Below are 20,640 nucleotides of genomic sequence, written 5' to 3'. Positions count from 1 at the left end.
CATGTACTGGCAACGTGGCCTCCCCCAGAGCTTTCTGGGAATGTAGCCAGGGGTGCGTGCCGGCGTCAACCGATCGGTGGGTCGACCTATGGCCAGACAACGAGCCGCTATCGACTCACAGGGGCCGATGTTCGAGCGATGCATCTGGCCATGCAGGTACATCGCGCTCGACCCCGGCTTCACGCCTGCGCGATGCGGGGTGGATGCCGGAGAAGCTTCACGCCCTCTTGCGCATCGCGAAGCAGGCTCCCGCCACCAGGATGAAGGCCCCGATGATGACCTTCTGCCAGGTGCTTGGCACGCCCGCCAGGATCAGCACGTTGTTGATCAGCGTGACCAGCACCACGCCGAGCAGCGTACCGCCCACGGTGCCGCTGCCGCCGGTGATGCGTGCGCCGCCCAGGATCACGGCGGCGATCACGTCCAGTTCGTTGCCCACCAGGTCGAAAGGGTTGGCCAGCCGCGTGCTCGACACATGCACGATGCCCGCGAGGCCCGACAGGAAGCCCGCGTAGGCGAACACGAAGACGTGAACGGTGCGCAGGTTGTAGCCCAGCCGCTCCGCGATCGCCAGGCTGCCGCCGATGGCGTACACCGCGCGGCCCATCAGCGTGCGGTTCAGCAGCCACCAGGTCAGCACCGCGGCGCCGGCCAGCACCAGCACGGTCGCCGGCAGCACCGCATGCAGGCCCTGCGGCGTGTCGAAACGCCAGAGCGCGAGCTTGCCGAAGGCGTCCATCGGCAGCGGCACGTTCATGAAGAACACGGTGCCGACGAAGGTCAGAAGAATGCCGCGGTACAGGTATTGCGTGCCGATGGTCACGATCAAAGAAGGCGCCTTGAGCCAGTGCACCAGCAGGCCGTTGAGCACGCCGAGCAGGGCACCGCTCACCGCGCCCGCCACCAGCAGCAGCGCAATCGGCGCTTCCGGAAAGTAGTTCAGCACGAGCTTGGTGATGCTGTACATCGTGAGTGCGGCAATGGCCGCAAACGACACGTCGATGCCGCCGGCCGCCAGCACGATCAGCACGCCGAGCGCGAACAGGCCCAGCACGGTGCAGGCACGCACGATGTCGAACAGCACCGGCAGCTGGAAGAAGCTGGGGTTGATCACGCCCACCACCAGGCTCACGAGCACGATCAACGCCAGCGTGAAGACCGAGGGGCGCTGCGCGAGCCAGTGGCGCCAGGACGTGCGCGTGCGGGGCTTGGGGGCCACGGGCACGGCGGCGGTGTGCGCTTGCATGGTGGAAGCGGTCATGAGAATGCGGGGGAGGGAGTGTCTGAAACCAGCGCACGGTACAGCTCGCTTTCGGCCAGCCCTTGCGCATCGAAGTCGTGGGCGACGCGGCCCTTGCGCATCAGCAGGATGCGGTCGCAGTTCTGCAGCAGCTCCTGCAGGTCGTCGCTGACGAGGATCACGCCCAGCCCCTGCTCGGCCAGTCGCTGCACGATGCGGTAGATGGTGTCTTTCGAGCCCACGTCCACGCCCACGGTCGGGCCGTGCAGGATCAGCACGCGCGGATCGATGGCGAGCCAGCGGCCAATCAGCACGCGCTGCTGGTTGCCGCCCGAGAGCGACTGCACCGGTCGGTCCACGTCGGGCGTGGCGATCTGCAGGTCGGTCACCGTGCGTTCGGCCAGCGCCTGGCACTGGCGCGCATCGAGCGCGCCGAAGCGCCCGCGCAGGCGGCTGAGCACGGCCGTGACGATGTTGTCGCGGATCGGCTTGTCGAGAAAGAGGCCTTCGCTGAGCCGGTCTTCGGGCACATAGCCGATGCCCTGGCGAATGCCATCGGCCGGCGTCTTCAGCGTGATCTCCTCCGCTGCGAGCGAGATGCGGCCGCGGTCGGCGGCCTGCACGCCCGCGAGCGCCAGCGCCAGCTCGTTGCGCCCCGAATCGAGCAGTCCGGTGATGCCCAGGATCTCGCCCTTGTGCAGCGTGAAGCCCACGTCGCTGAACTGCGTGCCCCGGCCCAGCGCCTCGACTTTCAGCAGCGTGTCGCCGTCGTGCGAGCGATGGCGGTAGCGCGCGCCGTCGAGCTGCTTGCCGGTCATCCAGTGCGAAAGCTCGGCCTTGGTGAAACCCTTGATCGGCCCCTGGGCGACCTTGGTACCGTCGCGGAACACGATCGCCTGGCCGCCCATGGCCATGCACTCGTCGAGCTTGTGGCTCACGAACAGCACCGCCACGCCCTGTGCGCGCAGGGCCTCGACCACGCGCACGAGGTTGTCCACCTCCTTCTGCGTGAGCGAGGTGGTGGGTTCGTCCATGATGACCATGCGTGCGCGCGTGGCCACGGCCCGCGCGATGGCCACCAGCTGGCGCGTGGCAATGGGCAGTTCGTCGACGCGGCGCGCCAGGAAGGCGGCATCGGTCGGCAGCTTCACCGTCTCCAGCGCACGCACGGCCGTGTCCGCGACGGCCTTGCGGTCGAAGCGGCGCGCCAGCTTGCCGCCGGTGTTCACCAGCTGCTCGCTGAGCGCGACGTTTTCGGCCACGTTCATGTTCGGCAACAGGGACAGGTCCTGGTACACCGTCTCGATGCCGAGCGTGAGCGCCTGAAGCGGCGACAGCGCATCGTGCGGCGTGCCGTCGATCACGATGCGGCCCTGGCTCGGCGGCTGCGCGCCGGAGATGATCTTGATCAGCGTGCTCTTGCCGCAACCGTTCTCGCCGAGCAGGTGGTAGATCTCGCCGGCCTCGATCGTCAGGTCGATGCCGCGCAGCGCGTACACGCCCGCGAAGCGCTTGTGCACGTCCTGCACTTCGAGAAAGACGCGGCGCCCCGCCGGCGCGGCCGGAGCGTGCGTGAAGGGCGCTGCAAGCGTCATGGTTCGCAGGCTCAGAAGGCGTACTTCTTGTAGTTCTGCTTGTCGACCTCGACCCAGGCCTGGCCCGTGACGACGATGCCGACGCCAGGACCCTTCTTGACCGAGACCTTGTTGTAGCCCGGCACGCCCATGTCGGCGCCGTCGGCGATGGTCTTGCCGTCGATCAGCATCTTGGCCGCCTTGTTCATGACGAGGCCGGCGTCCTTCGGATCCCAGAAGGCGATGCCGCCGACCGCGCCCGACTCGAGGAACTTGGCCGCCTCGCTCGGCAGCCCGGTGCCGAAGACGCAGACCTTGCCCTGCAGGCCCGCTTCTTCCACCGCGCGGCCGATGCCCAGCACGTCGAGCGAGGACGAGCCCTGGAAGCCCTTCAGGTCGGGGTGCTTGCGCAGCATTTCCTTGGCCTTGCCGTAGGCCTTCTCGGCATCGTTGAGCGATTCGTTCTTGGCGTCGACCAGCGCCATCTTGGGGTACTTCTTCGCGTTCGAGGCGCCGCCGTCGGCCCACTGCACCTGCGACTGGCTGCCCAGCGAGCCGACCAGCGAGGTCCACTTGCCCTGCTGGCCCATGCAGGCCGCCAGGCGCTCGTTGATGCGCGCGCCGTAGGCCGTGTTGTCGAAGGCCTCGATGTCGACCATGGTGTTCTTCTGGTTGTCGGCCTCGTGGGTCACGACCTTGATGCCGCGCTCCATCGCGCGCTTGAGCACCGGCTCCAGGGTGGGCGGATCCATCGACACCACGGCGATGGCGTCGACCTTCTTGGCCACCAGGTCTTCCACCAGGCGCTGCTGCTGCGCGGCGTCCGACTGCGCCGGGCCGATCTGGCGCGTGGCCACGCCGGGCGTGCTCGCGCCGAATTCCTTCACGCCCACTTCCATGCGGTTGAACCAGCTGATGCCCGTGATCTTGACCACGGTGACGATGTCTTGCGGCTTGCCCTGCGCATGCAGTGCCGAGGCGAAGGCCACGGCGGTGAGTGCGAGCACGGTGCAGGCGATCTTGGTTTTCTTCAGCATTTCTTTGTCTCCTAGCCCTCGGAATTCCTTTGCGCCGCGCCAGGAGGGAGCTGGTGCGGCGGTGCGCTGGCGCGCGTGGTGGAAAGAAAGACGCGCAGGTCGTGCAGGCCGAAGCGCCCGTACGCCAGGAAGAACAGCAGCAGCAGGCCCCAGGCGCAGTCGCGGAAGAAGTTGGAAATGCCCAGCAGGTTGAAGGTGCTCGACAGCAGCTGCAGCGCCACCGCCGAGAAGAACAGGCACACCATGCGTCCGTAGCCCCCTTGCGGCCGCACCCCTGCCATCACCGTGATGAGGATGGCGATCAGCAGGTAGGAGTTGCCGTAGTCCGACTTCACGCTCGCGGTGCGCGCGGCGATGATCACGCCGGCCACGGCCGCGAGGAATCCGCACAGCGCATAGGTCGCGACCAGCATGCGGGCCTGCGAAATGCCGGCGTAGCGCGCCGCCTTGGAGTTGGTGCCGAGCAGGAACAGGCGGATGCCGAAGGGACTCTGCCGCAGCAGCCAGCCGACGGCCAGCAGCATGGTCAGGAAGATCGCGAACGGGATCGGCACGCCCAGCACCATCTCGTTGCCGATGGCGGAGAGCGCCTCGGCATTGCCCACGCGCAGGCTGGAGCCCCCCGTGAGCACCACGGCGACGCCGGTGTAGAGCAGCTGCGTGCCCAGCGTGCAGAGGATCGGCGTGAGGCCTGCCTTCGCGATGAGCAGGCCGTTGAGCAGCCCGCCGGCCAGGCCCGTCGCCAGCGCGATGGCGGCGAACCAGCCGGTGTAGAGCCAGGGCGACACGTCGGGCGAGGCCAGCTGCGGTGCGAGCGTGGCGGCCACCACGCCCGCGAGGTTGGCCAGCGCCACGCCCGACAGGTCGATGCCGCCGTTGCCGGAGATCATCGACAGCGCCACGCCCATGGCCAGCAGGCCGAGTTCGGGCAGCTGGCCGCCCATGGACTGGAAGTTGTAGACATCCAGGAAGTCGCCCTTGGAGAGCACCGTCGCCACCACGAGGATGAGGACGTTGATGCCGACCAGGAAGTTGAGTTCGCGGTCTGAAAACGTGAGCTTCATGAAGAGAGTCCTGTCAGGCGGCGCGGCCCAGCAGCGCATCGACCTCGGCGCGCGTGGGCATCGAGGGCGCCGTGCCGGCACGCGTCACCGAGATGGCCGCCACCGCCGCGCCGAAGCGTGCCGCCTCGCGGGCGGTGGCGCCTTCGGCCAGCGCGGCCGCAAAGCCGCCGTTGAAGGCGTCGCCCGCGCCGGCGGTTTCCTTCACCGCGCCGGCGTGGAACACCGGAATGTGCTCGGAGCCGCCGGCGCTGTGCAGCAGGGCGCCCTTGTCGCCGAGCGTGATGAGCGCGCAACCCACGCCCTTGGCGAGGAAGAAGTCGCCCGCGCGGCGCGCGTCCTCGATGGTTTCGACGGGCATGCCGCTCAGGGCCGCGGCCTCGTGCTCGTTGGGCGTGATGTAGTCGCACAGCGCGTAGAGCGCATCGTCGAAGGGCAAGGCGGGCGCGGGGTTGAACACGGTGACTGTGCCGGCCTTGCGCGCAATCTCCAGTGCGCGCAGCGCGGCGGCGGCCGGCTGCTCGAGCTGGGTGACGAACACGCGCGCGCCGCGGATCGCATCGGCGGCGGCATCCACGTCGGCCGCATCGATCAGCGCGGCCGCGCCCGGCACCACGATGATGGCGTTGTCGCCGGTGACCTCGTGCACGTAGATGAATGCCGCGCCCGTGGGCTGCGCCGTCACCTGCGGCGCGCGCGGCGTGATGCCTTCGCGCGACCACAGGGCGAGCGCGTCGTTGCCGAAGGCGTCCTGTCCCAGCTTGGAGATGAACGTCACCCCGGCGCCCGCGCGCGCGGCCGCCACGGCCTGGTTCGATCCCTTGCCGCCCGGGCCCATCGCGAAGCCCGAGCCGGCGATGGTCTGGCCCACGCCCGGAAGGCTGGCCGCGCGGAATGCGAGGTCGGCGACGAAGATGCCGAGCACGGCCACGCCGTGCTGCCTGGAAGTGACGACGGTCATGGGGTCAGTCCTGCGGCGCGAGCACGCCCTTTTTGAAGATGAAGCAGCCGTAGAAGCGGCGCTCGCCGGTGGCGATCACGCAGTAGGCGCGGCGCGCGGCTTCGTAGAAGGCGAAGCGTTCGATCGAGCCCAGCGGGCGCACGCGCCCCTCGGCCGCGTCGATCTCGCGCTGCATTTCCTGCTGCACCGGAGGGATCTCGCCCGGCTGGCCCATGATTTCCATCCGGCGTGCCGGATCGTCCACGGCGTTGTCGAGCGGCAGCACCGACAGGATGGCGCGCGCCGCCTCGGTGGTGCCCACGCCGTCGATGCGCAGCAGCCGGCCCAGCGTGGTCTGGCGCGCGACCGAATCGGCCGGAAAGTTGGCATCGCACAGCACCAGCTCGTCGCCATGGCCCATGGCGCGCAGGGCATACAGCACGTCGGCATTGAGCAGCGGATGGATGGACTTCAGCATGCGGACTCCTGGGGGTGGAACGGCGCGGCAGAGCGCGATCTTAGGGAAAGAAAACGTTTGCGCAAACGTTTGCTATTGGGGGATTTCCCTTGGTTTCGAGAGATTGGCCGGCCCTGCCGACGCTCATTCGCCATAGGGAATCCAGATGTTCTTGACCTGGGTGGCATGCCGCAGGAACAGCGGGCCCTCGGCGGCTGCGCCCTCGTGCCAGTCGGTGGCCAGGCCGTGATCGACCAGCGTGCGCTTGAGGTTGCCGACCGAGAGCCGCTCGGCCATGCGCGACAGCTCCTTCGCGCCGAAGACCCACAGCGCATCGACGTCGTCGTGCTCGGCCAGCGTCTGCGCGAGGCTGGCAGCGGGGCCGGTCACGAGGTTGACGACACCGGCCGGCAGGTCGGAGGTTTCGAGCACCTGGTAGAAGTCGGTGGCAATCAGCGGATGCTTCTCGCTCGGCACGATCACCGTGCGGTTGCCCATGGCGAGCAGCGGCGCGAGCAGGCTCACGAAGGACAAGAGCGGCGCCTCGTCGGGGCACACCACGCCGACCACCCCGATGGGCTCCACGGTGGCCAGGGCCACGCCGCGCAGCGGCGGCACATGCACTGTGCCTTCGTACTTGTCGGCCCACGCCCCGTAGGCGAAGAGGCGGCTCACGGCGGCGTCGACCTCGGCCTGCGCGGCGCGCGCGGCCGCGCCGGTCAGGCTCGCGAGGCGCGCGGCGAATTCGCCGGCGCGTGCCGAGAGGTTTTCCGCCAGGTAGTAGAGCGCCTGGGCGCGGCGGTGCGGCGTGGCGCTCGACCAGCCCGCGGCGGCGCGCGCGGCGGCGACGGCATTGCGGATGTCCTTGCGGTTGCCGGTGCCCGCCTCGCCGAGCCGGTGGCCGGCGGCGGAGAACACGGGGTGCGAGAGTTCGCCGTCGGGGCGCACCTGCTTGCCGCCGATGAACAGCTTGGCCGTGCGGTCGATGGCCGGAAGCCCCGCGCCGGCCGGCGCCGTGTCCGCCTCATTCGCGGCCTGGGCCGCCGCGGAGGCCGAACGCGGCCTGCGCCCGGCCCATGCGCGCGGCTTCAGGTATTCGTAGCAGCCTTCGCGTCCGCCCTCGCGGCCGTAGCCCGATTCGCGGTAGCCGCCGAAGCCCACGCCCGCGTCAAACAGGTTGGTCGCATTGACCCACACCACGCCGGCCTGCAGCTGCGGCGCGATGCCCAGCGCGAGGCCGATGGTCTCGCTCCATACGCTGGCCGCGAGCCCGTAGCGCGTGTTGTTGGCCAGTGCCACGGCCTCGTCGGGCGTGCGGAAGGTCATCGTCACCAGCACAGGGCCGAAGATCTCCTCGGTCGCGACGGTGGAGGCCGGGTGCACGCCCGTCAGCAGCGTGGGCGGAAAGAAGCTGCCGCCCGCGGGCAGCGCGCCCGGCGGCTGGTAGCAGGCCGCGCCTTCGCGCACGCCGGTGGCCACCAGCGACCGCACGCGCTCGAGCTGCGAGGGATCGATCAGGCTGCCGATGTCGATCGCCTTGTCCAGCGGCAGGCCCACCCGCAGGCTCTGCATGCGGCGTTTGAGGCGCTCGATGAAGTCGGCCGCAATGCCTTCCTGCAGCAGCAGCCGCGAACCGGCGCAGCACACCTGGCCCTGGTTGAACCAGATGGCGTCGACCACGCCTTCCACCGCGGCATCGATGTCGGCGTCGTCGAACACGATGAAGGGCGACTTGCCGCCCAGCTCCAGCGTGAGCGACTTGCCCGAGCCCGCGGTGGCCTCGCGGATCAGGCGGCCCACGTCGGTCGAGCCGGTGAAGGCGATCTTGTCGACACCTTCGTGCGCCACCAGCGCGGCGCCCGTGTCGCCGTCGCCGGTCACCACGTTCAGCACGCCCGCGGGCAGGCCGGCCTCTGCGGCCAGTTCGGCGAACAGCAGCGCGCTGAGCGGCGTGAACTCCGCGGGCTTGAGCACCACCGTGTTGCCCAGCGCGAGCGCGGGCGCGATCTTCCAGGCCAGCATCAGCAGCGGGAAGTTCCAGGGAATGATCTGGCCGATCACGCCCAGCGGCACCTGGTCGGCGAACTCGCGCTCCTGCAGCTGCGCCCAGCCGGCATGGTGATAGAAGTGGCGCGCCACCAGCGGCACGTCGAGGTCGCGGGTCTCGCGGATCGGCTTGCCGTTGTCCAGCGCCTCGACCACCGCGAGCAGCCGCGCATGGCGCTGCACCATGCGCGCCAGGGCGTACAGGTGCCGCGCGCGGCCGTGGCCGCCGAGCGCCAGCCAGCCGGCCTGCGCGGCGCGCGCCGCGGCGACGGCGGCATCCACGTCCTGCGCCGATCCCTGGGCGATGCGGGCGAGCCGCTGGCCGGTGGCCGGTTCGGCGGTCTCGAAATGCGGGCCGGCCGACGCGGCGGTGAAGCGGCCGTTGATGAAGTGGCCGAAGCCCTGGGCGTGGCATGCGAGCCATTGGCGGGCGTCGGTGTCGCTCTCGGGCGCGGGGCCGTAGTCCATGGTGTCGAAATAGCGTGCGACGCTGCTGTTGCTGCTCATCGGGTCATCCGATCGGGTGGCGGTGGAAGGCCGAGTAGCGGCCCGTGACGTGGTGTTCCAGCTGGCGCTCGATGTCGGCCAGCAAGGTGGAGGCGCCGATGCGGAACAGGTCGGGCTCGAGCCAGGCGCGGCCCAGCTCTTCCTTCATGAGCACCTGGTAGTCGAGCGCGGTCTTGGCGGTGGAGACGCCGCCGGCGGGCTTGTAGCCCACGCGAAAACCCGTGCGGGCCTCGTACTGGCGGATCATGCGCAGCATCACCAGCGTGACCAGCGGCGTGGCGTTCACGCCTTCCTTGCCGGTGGAGGTCTTGATGAAATCGGCCCCGGCCATCATGCAGACCATCGAGGCCTTGGCCACGTTGCGCAGCGTCCTGAGTTCGCCCGTCGCGAGGATGGCCTTCACATGCGCGTCGCCGGCCGCGAGGCGGAAGTCGCGCATCTCGTCGTAGAGCCTGCGCCACTGGCTGGTGAGCACGTGTTCGCGCGTGATGACGATGTCGATCTCGGCCGCGCCGTCGCGCACCGAGGCCTCGATCTCTTTGAGCTTGAGCTCGTGCGGAATCAGCCCGGCCGGAAAGCCGGTGGACACCGCCGCCACCGGAATGCCGGTGCCCGCGAGCGCCTCGACGGCCGTGGCCACGAAGCGGTGATAGACGCAGACCGCGCCGGTGTGCAGCGTGCGGTCCGCAAAGCCCAGCGCGGCCAGCAGGTCGGGGCGCACGGGGGCCACGGCCTTGGCGCACAGCCGGCGCACGCGCTCGGCCGTGTCGTCGCCATTGAGCGTGGTCAGGTCGATGCAGCTGATGGCTTTGAGCAGCCAGCCGGCCTGCGCGTCCTTCTTGACCGAGCGGCGGCCGGGCAGCGTGGCCACGCGGCGTTCGGCGGCCGAGAGGTTGACGCGGAGGTTGTCGAACCAGCCGGCATCGAAAGGCTGCGCGGTGTTGCGTGCGATGGGGTGCGGCTTGTTGGCGGGCGCCGCTGCGGCGGCGTTGGCGGCAGCCGGCGGCGATGCAGCCGCGGCGGGCGAGACGGGGCGTGCGCGCACCGCGCCGCTGGCACGAACGAGGGAAGTGGAATTCATGGCGTGAAGGGCGCCGGGGCGCGCAGGCGCCGCATGGGCGGCAGGCAGGCAATGGGCATGTCGTTGTCTCTGATCGGTTGTGCGTGCCATCGTGCAGGGCCGGCGGCGCATCGGCGTGAATGTTATTGCAATAACATTTGATCGCGCAAGATGTTTTTCAAATAACATTTTCGATGCCCGATACTCGGGCCTGTGGACCAGAGGAACCAGAACATGCGAAAGACCGCCGGCGCCGAGGCCCGGGCCTTGCGACTTGCCAAGATGCAGGAGCTCGTCGAGGCCGGCGGACCGTTGCCGATCAAGCAGGCCGCGCAGCGGCTGGACGTGACGGAGATGACGATCCGCCGCGACCTGTCGGCCGCCGATTCACCGCTCACCGCCCTCGGCGGCTACGTGCTTGCGACCACGCTGCCGGGGGGCGACAGGTACTCGCTCGACGAAGCCAGTGACCAGCACGCGGCGCACAAGCGCGCGGCCTGCGAGCGCGCCGCCGAATGGGTGCAGGCGCACGACAGCCTGTTCATCGACTGCGGCACCACCATGGTCCATTTCGCGGAGGCGTTGCCGCCCGACATACCGCTGAGCGTGGTGTGTTACTCCACGAACATTGCGTCGATCCTGAGCCGCCGGCCGAACACGCAGCTGATGCTGATGGGCGGGCTGTACCACGCGTCGTCGGCCACGTACTTTTCCGACGAGGGGCTGCAATATCTCAATCGGCTGGGCGTGAACAAGGCCTTCATTTCAGCCGGCGGACTGGACTTGGAGCGTGGCGCGAGCTGCTCCAATTTTCATGAAGTGCCGGTGAAGCAGGCCGCGATCCGCAGCGCGTCGGAGAGCTTTCTGATCGTGGATGAAAGCAAGCTCAATCGCCTGCGGCCCGCTTTCTTCAGTCCGCTCGATGCGTTTGTGCGCATCGTGGTGGGCGGGGCGCCCGCGCCGGGCGTGCGCAAGCAGTTCAAGGAATTGCCCATCGAGTTTGCGCGGCCCGGGCATTCATAAGTTGCATTGCTGCTGCTTCAGGCCAAAGAACCATGGCTTGATTCGGAAAACCGAAGCTTGGTGGGCGGGTACCGCTATGTGCGCGGCAAGTGCGTCTGCACGAAGTGCGAGACGCTGGTGGAGGTCGCCCGTCGCCCCGCACATCATCGACAAGGGCATCCCGACGGCTGTGCTCGTGCTGTCCGGGGTGGATTCGAAGCCGTTGGCCGTCTACGGCCCCTTCATCATGAATACTCGGCGCGAACTCGAACAGGCGTTCGATCGCTATCACAAAGGCGAGATGGGCCGAGTTTCACCCTTGCCACAAGCCTGACGCGCGTGCCATACGCCTCAATTTTCTGGAACGTCAGCCCTGCGTGGCTGCGATCCGAAACGACTTCACTATTCGGTGACGTCGATAACTGCGCCGGCATGCCCGGCATTCGTTTCAAGCCTGGGGTATCCGACCAAGAACGCTCTGAAAGGCTGGCACCGCGAGTACGAACAGCGTCTCGATTTGCTGGTGGGCTAGCTAGGCGCGCACGGTGCTCTCTGTTTGAAAGAAGGCGCCGCCGGGCTCTCCCAAGTCCCAGAACGGGCCCGCCATGATTTGAAGGCCTTCCCGCGCGACCGAGCCAAGCATGTGCTCATTGGGCGCATGCTGGGAACACGCCGGATATGAATGCGGCACCCAGACAGTTGGCAGCCCAAGCACCTTGGAGAATGCGTCGTTGGGAACGAGGCCTGGCTGAACGGGCGATGCACTGCGCCAGCGCATCCTACTATCAAGATTCATGGGGGCTTGCGAGCGCCGGGACTTCCGTCAGGCGGTTGCGTAAGCCGTCAACTAACCACGCCCTTGTTCATTGAACGATGAGCTGTGAGGCTACGTGCCCATGCAGAGCAACATGGACACGTAGACATGACAGAGCAGTACGCAGAGTTGAGAGGCCGGTTGGTTGTGGGACGCAAGACTGACGGTCGCAGCGTCTACGACGAAGCCGCCAAGAAGGAATTGATCGTTGCCTGCCTCAAGCAGAGAGCGTCAGTGGCACGCATGGCGATGGAGCACGGTGTCAACACGAACCTGCTGAGGACGTGGATCGCGGCTTACCAGCGGCGAAGCGCCCAGGTGCCCGCGGGCGACATCGCGCGAATGCAAGATGCGGCATTCGTTGCCGTGCGTGTAGAGGGTGAACAAGATCAGCCTCAGCGAGTGCCTCGGCGCGAGCGCGCGGTGGCTGTGCCCGCGGTAGCCCACACACCTGCTACGGCCGTGGCGGTGATCCCGGATGAGAGTTCCTTGGCGGCACCGACCCCGATGGTCGGGTTGCAGGTGCGCCTGCCCAACGGCGCGCAGCTCGACCTCGGTGAGACAAGCTTGCAGGAATTGCCGACGCTGGTGCAGATGTTGAGCCGACTGCCATGTTCCGCTTCGACGAAGCGGCTGCATCGCAAGCCGGTGGACTTCCGGCTGAACATCAACGGCCTGGCGGAACAGGCCCTGGGCCCGGACCCGTTCGCCTCGTGCGCGTGCGTGTTCAGCAACCGGCGGCGCGACCGGGTGAAGATCCTGGGTTGGGAGCGCAACGGCTTCTGGCTGCTGCTCAAGCGCCTGGAGAAGGACCGGTTCATCTGGCCCTCGGCCGAGGCAGTTCCCACGCTGACGGCCGAACAGCTGCACTGGTTGCTGGAGGGCATCGACATGGCGGTGGTGCAACGCCACTCCCGTCTGCGCTATTCCAGCGTGGCCTGAAGGAACAATGATGGCGCACGCCGATCCAACCGGGCGTGTCGTCGCCCGCCACCATCACCGCTGAAGAACTCGCCGCGCTCACCGGAGCGACCATATCAGTGTTGATTGCCACCGAAAATTGACCCTCTAAACGCAGTAAGGCGGCTGAACAGTGGCAAGTTCGCCTGGCCCAAGAACATTGACGAAACGCTGACACTGAGCCGATCGCAGTTCGATGCGCTGGTATTGCGGCTGCCCTGGCAGCTTGTCGGTGAGGCCGGTGTGATCACCACGCTGTAGCGCGTCAATTGAGCGGGGCTGAAGGCGCGGCCGGTCGGCCCGTCAATGCTTGAACCCGGACTCCCGCTGGGCTCGCAGTGCCAGGATGAAGATCGTCTCGATCCCGGCCAGGTAACGGTATAGCGCCACGTAGCCGCGGTTGCCCTTGCCGATGACCAGTTCGCGCTTGCCATCCCCAACAGGGCGACCGATCAGCGGGCTGCGCGAAAGGATTTGGATGGCCTCGAGAATCTCTCCGACCCGGTCTGCCACATTGGCGACCTCGTGCTGTTCCAGACGGTCGATGAAGCGGTCGATGTCATCCAGGACCTCAGGGGCCAGTTCGATGCGGACCATGGGTCAATCAGGATCCCGGCCTGCGAGCCGATGGCCGGCGAGGTTTCTTGCCAGCCGCGCGCGCCCGCAAGTAGCCCGCGGCGTCCTCCCAGGCGATCGACTCGCCGGTGCGCTGCAACGCAGCCCATCGCTTGTCTGCGATCCGATGCAGTTCCTCGTCCAGTTCACTGCGCTCGACCATGTCGGATAGCGCATCCAGAATGAACGCATGGGAAGACCTGCCCGACCTCGCAGCCGCAGCCGCGATGCGGGCTTTCAGCTCATCTTCAAGACGGATGGTCGTTGTCGACATGTTGATTGTCCTAATGGCGTTGACGGCGAACGCCATTGTAGCACACTTGTAGCACATCAGGTCTGGCACCCCCCTGTGCCGGTCCGGCCTGCTGTGACGCTGCCATGAAGTCGATGCAGTTCTTGTTCTGTCTGGAGCCGCCTGTCTGAGGCGCGATCCTGACCGGAGGCGCCCAGAGGCAGGCAGCGGGATCCGCGGGGCGCTGCGAAGGATAGGGGAGGGCTTGCCTGTGGGCCCTGAGGCTGACCCCCCGTTCTCGCGTTCAAGGCCCTGCGCGCGCTGCGCGTGCTCGGTGCGTGCTGCGCGTCTGCTGCAGCCCTGGGCGCTGCGCCGCGACGGGGTCGCGGGGGCACGCAGGCAATCCCGCCTGTGTCTTCCACAGGAGTTCATTGTCATGAACGCGGTGGCCCCGTCCATCTTGGCCTCCTGCCACGAGGGGGTCAATTCCTCATGTCGTCAGGGCGCAGTTTGCCGTGTCGCCTGACAAAAGTCTGATCTGTGCGACGCGTCCACCGTCCCTTGCGACGGTGGAGTGCGATCAAGCGAGACCCTCAAAGGCCACTTCATCGCATTCGCGTTCCGCGAATTGGCACACGCTTCGCCGTTTCCTACGCGTTCAGAACTCACACTGGGAGCTTTTCGTCATGAGCGGCTCCATCGTCATGGTTTCATCGCATGGACGCCCGTCAACGTCGAGCCACGGCGCGCCGTCCTTCAGGCCGTTTGTCCGCGCGCCTGCAGGCCGCTGCTTCCAAGGTGGGCACCATGTCGGGAACTCCCGGGTCAACAGCCATGACAGACGACAGCACACCCATTTCAGACGGCCACTCCCTTGAATACCGTGGGTTCCGCTTTGAGCTTCGCACGGCGCCCGTGCCCGGGGGCTATCAACCCATCGTTGTTGTTGTCCGCACACCTGCGGATGAGGAAGAGACACAACTGCCCAACGACACGGAAGAGATCGTGTATGGGACCGAGGCTGAGGCGACCCGGCATGCAGAGCAGCAGGCGATGCGCTGGGTTCATGACCGCACCGGCGACGCGCAACCTCAGTCCTAAGGGGCAACAGACATGCAGCTTTCGCACCATGCCTTGATCTCGATCGACCTTGATCAACGACCACCACGATGCTTGGCACTGGCTGCTCCGTTGCGCCACGGGCGACGCAACCGAGTTGGAGAGGCATTCCGCTTCCTGAGCTTGCCCCGTATTTCAGGAGACAGGCTATTCGCAATGTAGCGGCTGCCCGGTCTGAGCAAGGCGCTGTTGTGCAGCGCGATGCTGCCTGAACTCTCGGGGTGATCTCGTCTTCAGTGCCGAGTGCGGATGCACCTCGTTGAAGTGCCAGAGCCGCCGCCGAAAGTTGTGTCCCGCCGGCCGGCCCGCCGCATGGAGACCACTAGTTGCAACCAGCGTGCGAGAACGGAGTACCCCATGACCAAGAGCGTAAGAACCCAGGCAAATGAGGAGGAAGAGGGCGCTGGCGCTGGCGACGACTTTGCGAACCTTGAAGACCGGCGCGGCACGCTGTTCGTGCGCGTCAAACGAATCGATGACAAGGGGTCGGTTCCGGTGGCCATAGCGCGCGCAGCGCTTGAAGCTCACTTCGGAGCGGGACAGGGCGAAAAGGATCTCGCTCATGCGTACCGGGCCCATCGAGCAACGATCAACGCCAAGGTGTTGGAACTTGCCCCGGTTGGCGATGTGTACACGGACGCCAACCCGATGCTCTTGGGAACAAGTGACTTCGACTAGCGGGATTTTTCCTTGCCGCTTACGGCGCCGCATCGAGAAATGCTCAGGGTCACATCAGCCAAGTGAATTGCATCGAGATTCTCCTTGGGGGGCCTCGCTCATCATTCTCGAGCTTGGCACGGCCGTCTTCGATCTCCCCCACGGTTGTCAAGCGCGGCGAAACGTAGGGCGTCGTTGTCTTGAGCGTGGTGATCGCGGTCTCGATCAGACCCGTCGAGTACCGACAGAGTCAGTTTTCGGTAGCGATCTCTGACGGGACCGGTTTGTCAAGCGCGGGGTATCTCGCTGCTTGGTTTCGTCGAACAGAACACCTCGGTGCAGTTCGCGGTTCCTCCATGCAGAGTCGGTTCCGGACTCGAGACACCACCGATGACTTCACCAGTGGACCCGGAAACCGTCTTTCGCGCGATCGTGGTGATGCAGGTTTCGCTTGGTTGTGCCGTTCATCCCGGCAAGCCGCCGCATGATGGCAGTCGCGCAACGAACATCGGCCCTTCTGCATGGACAGAAGCCCCGCGTCATACCAGACCTCATCTGTCCAGGGGCAAGTAGCACGCGCCACCCCGGCGCGAGCGCGAGGTACGGCAAGAAGATTAATCGAATGCATGGGTCTCCGGGCGGGGGGCCAATCGACGAACGCGCCAGGGACTGGGTTGAGATCGTCAGGCAGGAGCCTGGCTGCAATGATCCCGTGATGTTGGATTCCGTCGATCGCTGTCCCTGGATTGGACGCGGGGGACGGAGCCTCGGCGCGTCACGGCCGAGAGCTTCCACTGTGCCGCGGTGCGCCGACCTCGCGAACGTGCCGGTACGCCGGGTCTGGCCGCGCGGGTGGCCACGCGCCAGACCCTATCGGCGAGCGTGGCAACGCGGCCGTCGCGCTCAGTGCGCCGCTGCCTCGGCGATCACCTTCGTCACGGCATCGGGTCGCGACGTCATCACCACGTGTGACGCACCCTTGACCACCACGGTCTTCACCGCCTTCGCGCGCTCGGCCATGAAGGCCATCGCCGCGGGTGGAATGTTCTTGTCGCGATCACCGTAGACGAACCACGAAGGCACCGACTTCCAGGCCGGCGCCTCGGCCGGCTCGTTCAGCGCGGCCTCGGCGATGGGGCGCTGGCCCGCGGCCATCAGGCGCGCCTTCCCGAGCGGCACGTCGGCCGCGAACTGGGCGGGGAACTTGTCCTGCCGGATGTACAGGTCCTTGCCGCCGTCGGCCAGCGGCACCGCCGGGGCGAGCGTCGGGCCGAGCGTGCTGCCCGGGAATTTCCCGGTCAGGCCGATCGCCGTCTCGCCGGCTTCGGGCGCGAACGCCGCCACGAAGACCAACGCCTTGACATTGGCCTTTCCGCTGGCGGCCGCCGAGATGACCGAGCCGCCATACGAATGGCCGACGAGAACGACCGGGCCCTTGATCGAATCGAGGATGCCGGCGACGGCGGCGGCATCGAACCTGGGCCCGCGCAGCGGGTTCGCGGCGGCGATCACCGGGTAGTGCCGGGCCTGCAGGCCGCGCACCACGCCGTCCCAACTGGACGAATCCGCGAACGCCCCGTGCACGAGCACGACCGTGGGCCTGGTCGGCTGCGCGGCCGCATCCGGCTGTGCGAGGGATTGCAGCGGCACGAGGGCGGCCAGGCCTGCTGCGCCGGCGATCAGGGCCATGCCGATGCGGCGGGAGAACTTTGTCATGACGATCTTTCTTTCCTTGGTTCGACGTTGGGAAAACAAGGTCGGCTCGAAACCGACGCCGTCGAATCTAGGGGTGGTACGCATGCCTGCCGGCCTTCTCTGTATGCCCGTGTGTCGGGAGGTCGCCTTGCGACATTACTTTGCAAACGACCTGCACGGTGGCGAGTGCCTGCGATTGAAATTTATTGTTGGTGAAGCCGCGCCAGATACACAGGCATACGCAAGCCGATCGCGAGGCCGCCTCTGCGCCGAACAATCGCTCCATCGGTTCGGAAAGCGCGTGCGATCCGGCTGACAACCGATCTTCCCGATTGCCACCATCCATCCGAAAGGAATCCCAATGACCGCTTCGCCACAGTTGCCCCGCCGCTCGTTCCTCGCCAAGGCGGCGCTCGGCATCGCCGCCGCCCAGCTGACTTCGATCGTGCCCGCTTTCGCTCAATCCGCCGGCACGGGCAGCGCCAGGCGCCTCGAGCCGCTCAAGAGCATCGAGGCCGGCAGCCTCAGCATCGGGTACTTCGAGGCCGGGCCGGCCACCGGCGCGCCAGTGATTCTTCTTCACGGCTGGCCCTACGACATCCACATGTTCGTCGATGTCGCACCGCAGCTTGCCGCCGCGGGCTTTCGCGTCATCGTGCCGTATCTGCGCGGGTACGGCACCACCCGCTTCCTGTCGGCCGACACGCCGCGCAATGGGCAGCAGTCGGCGGTCGCCGTCGACATCATCGCGCTGATGGATGCCTTGAAGATCAAGACCGCCACCGTGGCCGGCTGCGACTGGGGCGCGCGCACGGCCTGCATCATGGCGGCGCTGTGGCCGGAGCGCGTGAAGGCGCTGGTATCGGTCAGCGGCTATCTCATCGGGAGCCAGCAGGCCGGCAAGAACCCGCTGCCGCCCGAGGCCGAATTGCAGTGGTGGTACCAGTACTACTTCGCGACCGAGCGCGGCCGCGCGGGCTACGAGAAGAACCGCCACGACTTCGCCAAGCTCATCTGGCAACTCGCATCGCCGAAGTGGAGCTTCGATGCGGCCACGTTCGAGCGCAGCGCCGTGGCCTTCGAGAACCCCGACCACGTGGCCATCACGGTCCACAACTACCGCTGGCGCCTCGGCCTCGCCGACGGCGAGGCGAAGTACCAGGCGCTCGAGGACCGGCTCGCCAAGGCGCCGGTGATCGGCGTGCCGACGATCACGCTCGAAGGCGACGCCAACGGCGCGCCGCACCCGGAACCCAGCGCCTATGCGAAGAAGTTCTCGGGGCGCTACGAGCATCGGCTGGTCAGCGGCGGCATCGGCCACAACCTGCCGCAGGAAGCGCCCGAGGCCTTCGCGAAGGCCGTGCTCGACGTGACGCGTGGGTGAGCCGGCCGGTCCGCCATACCCCGAAGCAACAAAAGGAAAAGCGATGAAGGCAGTGGTGATGAACCGGACCGGCGATGTCGGAGAGTTGGCGTATGTGGAGCGGCCAGACCCTGTGCCCGGCCGCGGGATGGTGCTGGTGCAGATCGCCGTTGCCGGCGTCAACTTCATGGACATCGGCGTGCGCCAGGGCATGGCGTGGAACGAGATGCCCAATCCGAAGATCCTGGGCGTGGAGGGCGCGGGCCGCGTGCTGGCCGTGGGCGAGGGGGTCGACGGCTTCGACGTCGGCCAACGCGTGGCCTGGGTCTATGCGCCCGGCAGCTATGCACAGAAGATCGCCATGGCCGCCACCTCGCTGGTGCCCATCCCCGACGGCATCGACGACAAGACCGCCGCGTCGGTGATGATGCAAGGGCTGACCGCCAGCCATTTCGCCACCGATTTCCATGCCATCCAGCCGGGCGATATCGCCTTCGTCCACGCGGCGGCCGGCGGCCTCGGGCTGCTGCTGACGCAGATCATCAAGCTGCGCGGCGGGCGGGTGATCGGCCGCGTGTCATCGACGGACAAGGTGGCGATGGCCAAGGCAGCCGGCGCGGATCACGTGATCGTCGATACCGGAAGCAATTTCGCCGGGCAGGCGAGGCAGTTGTCCGGCGGCGAGGGCGTGCACGTGGTGTTTGACGGCTCGGGCCCCAGCACCTTCCAGGGATCGCTGGATGTGCTGCGCCGCTCGGGGACCTTTTGTTGGTACGGCCCGGTGCTGGGCGGGCCCGGAGCCATCGACATCATGAGCTTGCCCAAGAGCATCAAGCTGGGCTACGCGGTCTTCTTCGACCACATCCATACGCCGGAACTGTTGCGCGCGCACGCAGCGCGGCTGTTCGACTGGATCGCCGAAGGCAGGCTGAAGGTCCATGTCGGCGGCGTCTATCCGCTGGCCGATGCCGCCAGGGCCCACGCCGACATGGCAAGCCGCGCGACCACCGGCAAGCTGCTGCTGGTGCCCTGATGCCGAAGCCGGCTTGCCCCTCATCGTGGGGCCGTAGACGTCTCAGGCGCCACGGGATGCCCTTGCTCCCAGGCTGTTGATTCCGCATGGGCGCGATCCACCTTTCGGTTGGCGCTTGACCCACCCATACCTCAGAGCACACGCCGGCGATCCAGTGCATTGGCGCCCAGTGCGGCCCAGCGCTCGATGGAAAGGCGGGTCAAACGAGCATGGCAATCCACATCGAAACCAGAAGCAGTGGCCGATTGGCTGGCGCCGCTGCCGAAAGCGCGGGGGCGAGAGCGTATCGGCACGGGACCATCTGTGCAATTCAAATGCCGTTGAAAAACAGATACCTATTTCTTATGGAAATAAATCACGGACGCAAAGAAAAAATAACAAAGCCGAAATCGACTCGTGCAATGGAAGCTGATATTTTACTAAAGTAATGGAGGCCAATTCAGATTCATTTTTAAGGATCGTGGGCATCTGGTGATTAGATGTTTATTCGTAATTTGTGTTGTCTTGGCACTTTCTGATTAATAACTTTAGGCACTGGCAGACCTGCTCGGATTTAGCTAATTTCGGCATTGATAAAGAGGTAGGGGTGTTGTCCAACAGGAGGGCAGCCGATTTCAACGGTGTCCCGCAATCGGGCATATATAACTTCGGGGGTTAATCATGGCAGTAGACATGTTCATGCGCGTCGAGGGCGCAAACGGCGAATCCAAGGACTCGAACCACAAGGACTGGACGGATATCAAGTCGTTTGCATGGGGAGCGACGCAGCCTGGAAACATGGTCAGCGGCGGTGGCGGCGGTGTGGGCAAGGCGAGCTTCAACGACCTGCAGGTTCTTGCGCGCATCGACAAGGCGGCGCCGTCCGTGATGAAGAACTGCGCCAGCGGCAAGCACCTGAGCAAGGTGGAGGTGTCGGTGTGCAAGGCGGGGGGCTCGCAGATCGAATACACGCGCGTCACGCTGGAAGAAGTGCTGGTGACCTCGGTGCAGTACTCGGCCGAGCAGGGCGGCGATGCGGTGCTGGTGCAGTTCGCGTTCCAGGCCGCCAAGGTGAAGCAGCAGTACTGGGAGCAGACGGACAAGGGCGGCAAGGGTGCCGAGACCGTGCTGGCCTGGAACATCAAGGAAAACCGGGAGGCCTGAGCCTCTCGCCATTCGATGCCTCCAGGGCCTCAGCGCGCATGAGGTCCCCGGGCATCCCGGCCACGCCTCTTTCCGTAGGGCCAAC

The 20,640-nt window shown here is 66.6% G+C and carries 19 protein-coding genes and 1 pseudogene; 8 read left to right on the top strand and 12 right to left on the bottom strand.

Translation table 11 applies throughout. From position 1 onward, the window contains the following. Positions 1 to 217: 217 nt before the first annotated feature. From ACAM55_RS26040 to deoC, 8 genes are all read right to left on the bottom strand, one after another. A complete protein-coding gene (locus tag ACAM55_RS26040) occupies positions 218 to 1,261 on the bottom strand; it encodes an ABC transporter permease (RefSeq protein ID WP_307642137.1) in 1,044 nt (347 codons plus the stop codon). Then, entirely contained in the window at positions 1,258 to 2,835 is a 1,578-nt protein-coding gene (locus tag ACAM55_RS26035) for a sugar ABC transporter ATP-binding protein (RefSeq protein WP_369657151.1), read from the bottom strand. The genes ACAM55_RS26040 and ACAM55_RS26035 overlap by 4 nt, the downstream gene beginning before the upstream one ends. 11 nt (positions 2,836 to 2,846) lie before the next feature. Beyond that, positions 2,847 to 3,851, bottom strand: coding sequence for a substrate-binding domain-containing protein (locus ACAM55_RS26030; protein WP_369657150.1), 1,005 nt, complete (start codon positions 3,849 to 3,851; stop codon positions 2,847 to 2,849). An 11-nt stretch (positions 3,852 to 3,862) separates the two neighbouring features. Further along, positions 3,863 to 4,915 (bottom strand): ABC transporter permease, encoded by a 1,053-nt coding sequence (locus ACAM55_RS26025; protein ID WP_369657149.1) that lies wholly within the window; start codon positions 4,913 to 4,915, stop codon positions 3,863 to 3,865. 13 nt (positions 4,916 to 4,928) lie between these two features. Continuing rightward, positions 4,929 to 5,873: a ribokinase gene (gene rbsK / locus ACAM55_RS26020; RefSeq protein ID WP_369657148.1), complete on the bottom strand. Its 945-nt coding sequence runs from the start codon at positions 5,871 to 5,873 to the stop codon at positions 4,929 to 4,931. 4 nt (positions 5,874 to 5,877) lie between these two features. Next, positions 5,878 to 6,330 (bottom strand): RbsD/FucU family protein, encoded by a 453-nt coding sequence (locus tag ACAM55_RS26015; RefSeq protein ID WP_369657147.1) that lies wholly within the window; start codon positions 6,328 to 6,330, stop codon positions 5,878 to 5,880. A gap of 123 nt (positions 6,331 to 6,453) precedes the next feature. Continuing rightward, positions 6,454 to 8,862, bottom strand: a complete 2,409-nt coding sequence (locus ACAM55_RS26010; protein WP_369657146.1) for an aldehyde dehydrogenase family protein — start codon at positions 8,860 to 8,862, stop codon at positions 6,454 to 6,456. Between the two features lie 4 nt (positions 8,863 to 8,866). Continuing rightward, positions 8,867 to 9,943 (bottom strand): deoxyribose-phosphate aldolase, encoded by a 1,077-nt coding sequence (gene deoC, locus ACAM55_RS26005; RefSeq protein WP_369657145.1) that lies wholly within the window; start codon positions 9,941 to 9,943, stop codon positions 8,867 to 8,869. Between the two features lie 213 nt (positions 9,944 to 10,156). Here deoC and ACAM55_RS26000 point away from each other — a divergent pair, with 213 nt between their 5' ends. Both ACAM55_RS26000 and ACAM55_RS25995 read left to right on the top strand, forming a co-directional pair. Next, positions 10,157 to 10,945, top strand: a complete 789-nt coding sequence (locus ACAM55_RS26000; RefSeq protein ID WP_369657144.1) for a DeoR/GlpR family DNA-binding transcription regulator — start codon at positions 10,157 to 10,159, stop codon at positions 10,943 to 10,945. After that, entirely contained in the window at positions 10,845 to 11,258 is a 414-nt protein-coding gene (locus tag ACAM55_RS25995; protein WP_369657143.1) for a pirin-like C-terminal cupin domain-containing protein, read from the top strand. The genes ACAM55_RS26000 and ACAM55_RS25995 overlap by 101 nt, the downstream gene beginning before the upstream one ends. Positions 11,259 to 11,456: 198 nt before the next feature. Here the strand turns inward: ACAM55_RS25995 and ACAM55_RS25990 are convergent. After that, positions 11,457 to 11,663, bottom strand: a pseudogene (locus ACAM55_RS25990) (M20 peptidase family dipeptidase); the annotation flags it as partial. A 183-nt stretch (positions 11,664 to 11,846) separates the two neighbouring features. On the opposite strand from ACAM55_RS25990, the gene tnpB reads away from it, so the two are divergent. Further along, positions 11,847 to 12,680: an IS66 family insertion sequence element accessory protein TnpB gene (tnpB, locus tag ACAM55_RS25985; protein WP_369657142.1), complete on the top strand. Its 834-nt coding sequence runs from the start codon at positions 11,847 to 11,849 to the stop codon at positions 12,678 to 12,680. 321 nt (positions 12,681 to 13,001) lie between these two features. Here tnpB and ACAM55_RS25980 read toward each other — a convergent pair whose 3' ends face one another. Both ACAM55_RS25980 and ACAM55_RS25975 read right to left on the bottom strand, forming a co-directional pair. Beyond that, complete coding sequence (locus tag ACAM55_RS25980; RefSeq protein WP_369657141.1) at positions 13,002 to 13,295, bottom strand: type II toxin-antitoxin system RelE/ParE family toxin; 294 nt, start codon at positions 13,293 to 13,295, stop codon at positions 13,002 to 13,004. 7 nt (positions 13,296 to 13,302) lie between these two features. Next, on the bottom strand, positions 13,303 to 13,587 hold the full coding sequence (locus tag ACAM55_RS25975; RefSeq protein ID WP_369657140.1) for a ribbon-helix-helix protein, CopG family: 285 nt from the start codon (positions 13,585 to 13,587) through the stop codon (positions 13,303 to 13,305). 792 nt (positions 13,588 to 14,379) lie between these two features. Between ACAM55_RS25975 and ACAM55_RS25970 the strand changes: the two genes are divergently transcribed. Further along, positions 14,380 to 14,646, top strand: coding sequence for a hypothetical protein (locus tag ACAM55_RS25970; RefSeq protein WP_369657139.1), 267 nt, complete (start codon positions 14,380 to 14,382; stop codon positions 14,644 to 14,646). A 375-nt stretch (positions 14,647 to 15,021) separates the two neighbouring features. Beyond that, positions 15,022 to 15,342 (top strand): DUF1488 family protein, encoded by a 321-nt coding sequence (locus ACAM55_RS25965; RefSeq protein ID WP_369657138.1) that lies wholly within the window; start codon positions 15,022 to 15,024, stop codon positions 15,340 to 15,342. Positions 15,343 to 16,224: 882 nt separating this feature from the next. On the opposite strand, the gene ACAM55_RS25960 is transcribed toward ACAM55_RS25965, so the two are convergent. Beyond that, on the bottom strand, positions 16,225 to 17,037 hold the full coding sequence (locus ACAM55_RS25960) for an alpha/beta fold hydrolase (RefSeq protein WP_369657137.1): 813 nt from the start codon (positions 17,035 to 17,037) through the stop codon (positions 16,225 to 16,227). Positions 17,038 to 17,377: 340 nt separating this feature from the next. Between ACAM55_RS25960 and ACAM55_RS25955 the strand changes: the two genes are divergently transcribed. The 3 genes from ACAM55_RS25955 to ACAM55_RS25945 all read left to right on the top strand — a co-directional run bounded on the left by ACAM55_RS25955 (position 17,378) and on the right by ACAM55_RS25945 (position 20,555). Further along, on the top strand, positions 17,378 to 18,400 hold the full coding sequence (locus ACAM55_RS25955) for an alpha/beta fold hydrolase (RefSeq protein ID WP_369657136.1): 1,023 nt from the start codon (positions 17,378 to 17,380) through the stop codon (positions 18,398 to 18,400). 43 nt (positions 18,401 to 18,443) lie between these two features. After that, positions 18,444 to 19,412, top strand: a complete 969-nt coding sequence (locus ACAM55_RS25950) for a quinone oxidoreductase (RefSeq protein WP_369657135.1) — start codon at positions 18,444 to 18,446, stop codon at positions 19,410 to 19,412. A 660-nt stretch (positions 19,413 to 20,072) separates the two neighbouring features. After that, positions 20,073 to 20,555, top strand: coding sequence for a type VI secretion system tube protein Hcp (locus ACAM55_RS25945; RefSeq protein WP_012745360.1), 483 nt, complete (start codon positions 20,073 to 20,075; stop codon positions 20,553 to 20,555). Positions 20,556 to 20,640: the final 85 nt, after the last annotated feature.

The organism is Variovorax sp. V213 (assembly GCF_041154455.1).
GTDB lineage: Bacteria > Pseudomonadota > Gammaproteobacteria > Burkholderiales > Burkholderiaceae_C > Variovorax.
Note: the sequence above shows the minus strand (reverse complement) of the source record. Positions and strands in the feature narration are given on the sequence as shown.

Coding starts and splice junctions, on each gene's coding strand:
- ACAM55_RS26040 (WP_307642137.1), bottom strand. CDS start 1,261: ATGACCGCTTCCACCATGCAAGCGCACACCGCCGCCGTGCCCGTGGCC.
- ACAM55_RS26035 (WP_369657151.1), bottom strand. CDS start 2,835: ATGACGCTTGCAGCGCCCTTCACGCACGCTCCGGCCGCGCCGGCGGGG.
- ACAM55_RS26030 (WP_369657150.1), bottom strand. CDS start 3,851: ATGCTGAAGAAAACCAAGATCGCCTGCACCGTGCTCGCACTCACCGCC.
- ACAM55_RS26025 (WP_369657149.1), bottom strand. CDS start 4,915: ATGAAGCTCACGTTTTCAGACCGCGAACTCAACTTCCTGGTCGGCATC.
- rbsK (WP_369657148.1), bottom strand. CDS start 5,873: ATGACCGTCGTCACTTCCAGGCAGCACGGCGTGGCCGTGCTCGGCATC.
- ACAM55_RS26015 (WP_369657147.1), bottom strand. CDS start 6,330: ATGCTGAAGTCCATCCATCCGCTGCTCAATGCCGACGTGCTGTATGCC.
- ACAM55_RS26010 (WP_369657146.1), bottom strand. CDS start 8,862: ATGAGCAGCAACAGCAGCGTCGCACGCTATTTCGACACCATGGACTAC.
- deoC (WP_369657145.1), bottom strand. CDS start 9,943: ATGAATTCCACTTCCCTCGTTCGTGCCAGCGGCGCGGTGCGCGCACGC.
- ACAM55_RS26000 (WP_369657144.1), top strand. CDS start 10,157: ATGCGAAAGACCGCCGGCGCCGAGGCCCGGGCCTTGCGACTTGCCAAG.
- ACAM55_RS25995 (WP_369657143.1), top strand. CDS start 10,845: ATGCGTTTGTGCGCATCGTGGTGGGCGGGGCGCCCGCGCCGGGCGTGC.
- tnpB (WP_369657142.1), top strand. CDS start 11,847: ATGACAGAGCAGTACGCAGAGTTGAGAGGCCGGTTGGTTGTGGGACGC.
- ACAM55_RS25980 (WP_369657141.1), bottom strand. CDS start 13,295: ATGGTCCGCATCGAACTGGCCCCTGAGGTCCTGGATGACATCGACCGC.
- ACAM55_RS25975 (WP_369657140.1), bottom strand. CDS start 13,587: ATGTCGACAACGACCATCCGTCTTGAAGATGAGCTGAAAGCCCGCATC.
- ACAM55_RS25970 (WP_369657139.1), top strand. CDS start 14,380: ATGACAGACGACAGCACACCCATTTCAGACGGCCACTCCCTTGAATAC.
- ACAM55_RS25965 (WP_369657138.1), top strand. CDS start 15,022: ATGACCAAGAGCGTAAGAACCCAGGCAAATGAGGAGGAAGAGGGCGCT.
- ACAM55_RS25960 (WP_369657137.1), bottom strand. CDS start 17,037: ATGACAAAGTTCTCCCGCCGCATCGGCATGGCCCTGATCGCCGGCGCA.
- ACAM55_RS25955 (WP_369657136.1), top strand. CDS start 17,378: ATGACCGCTTCGCCACAGTTGCCCCGCCGCTCGTTCCTCGCCAAGGCG.
- ACAM55_RS25950 (WP_369657135.1), top strand. CDS start 18,444: ATGAAGGCAGTGGTGATGAACCGGACCGGCGATGTCGGAGAGTTGGCG.
- ACAM55_RS25945 (WP_012745360.1), top strand. CDS start 20,073: ATGGCAGTAGACATGTTCATGCGCGTCGAGGGCGCAAACGGCGAATCC.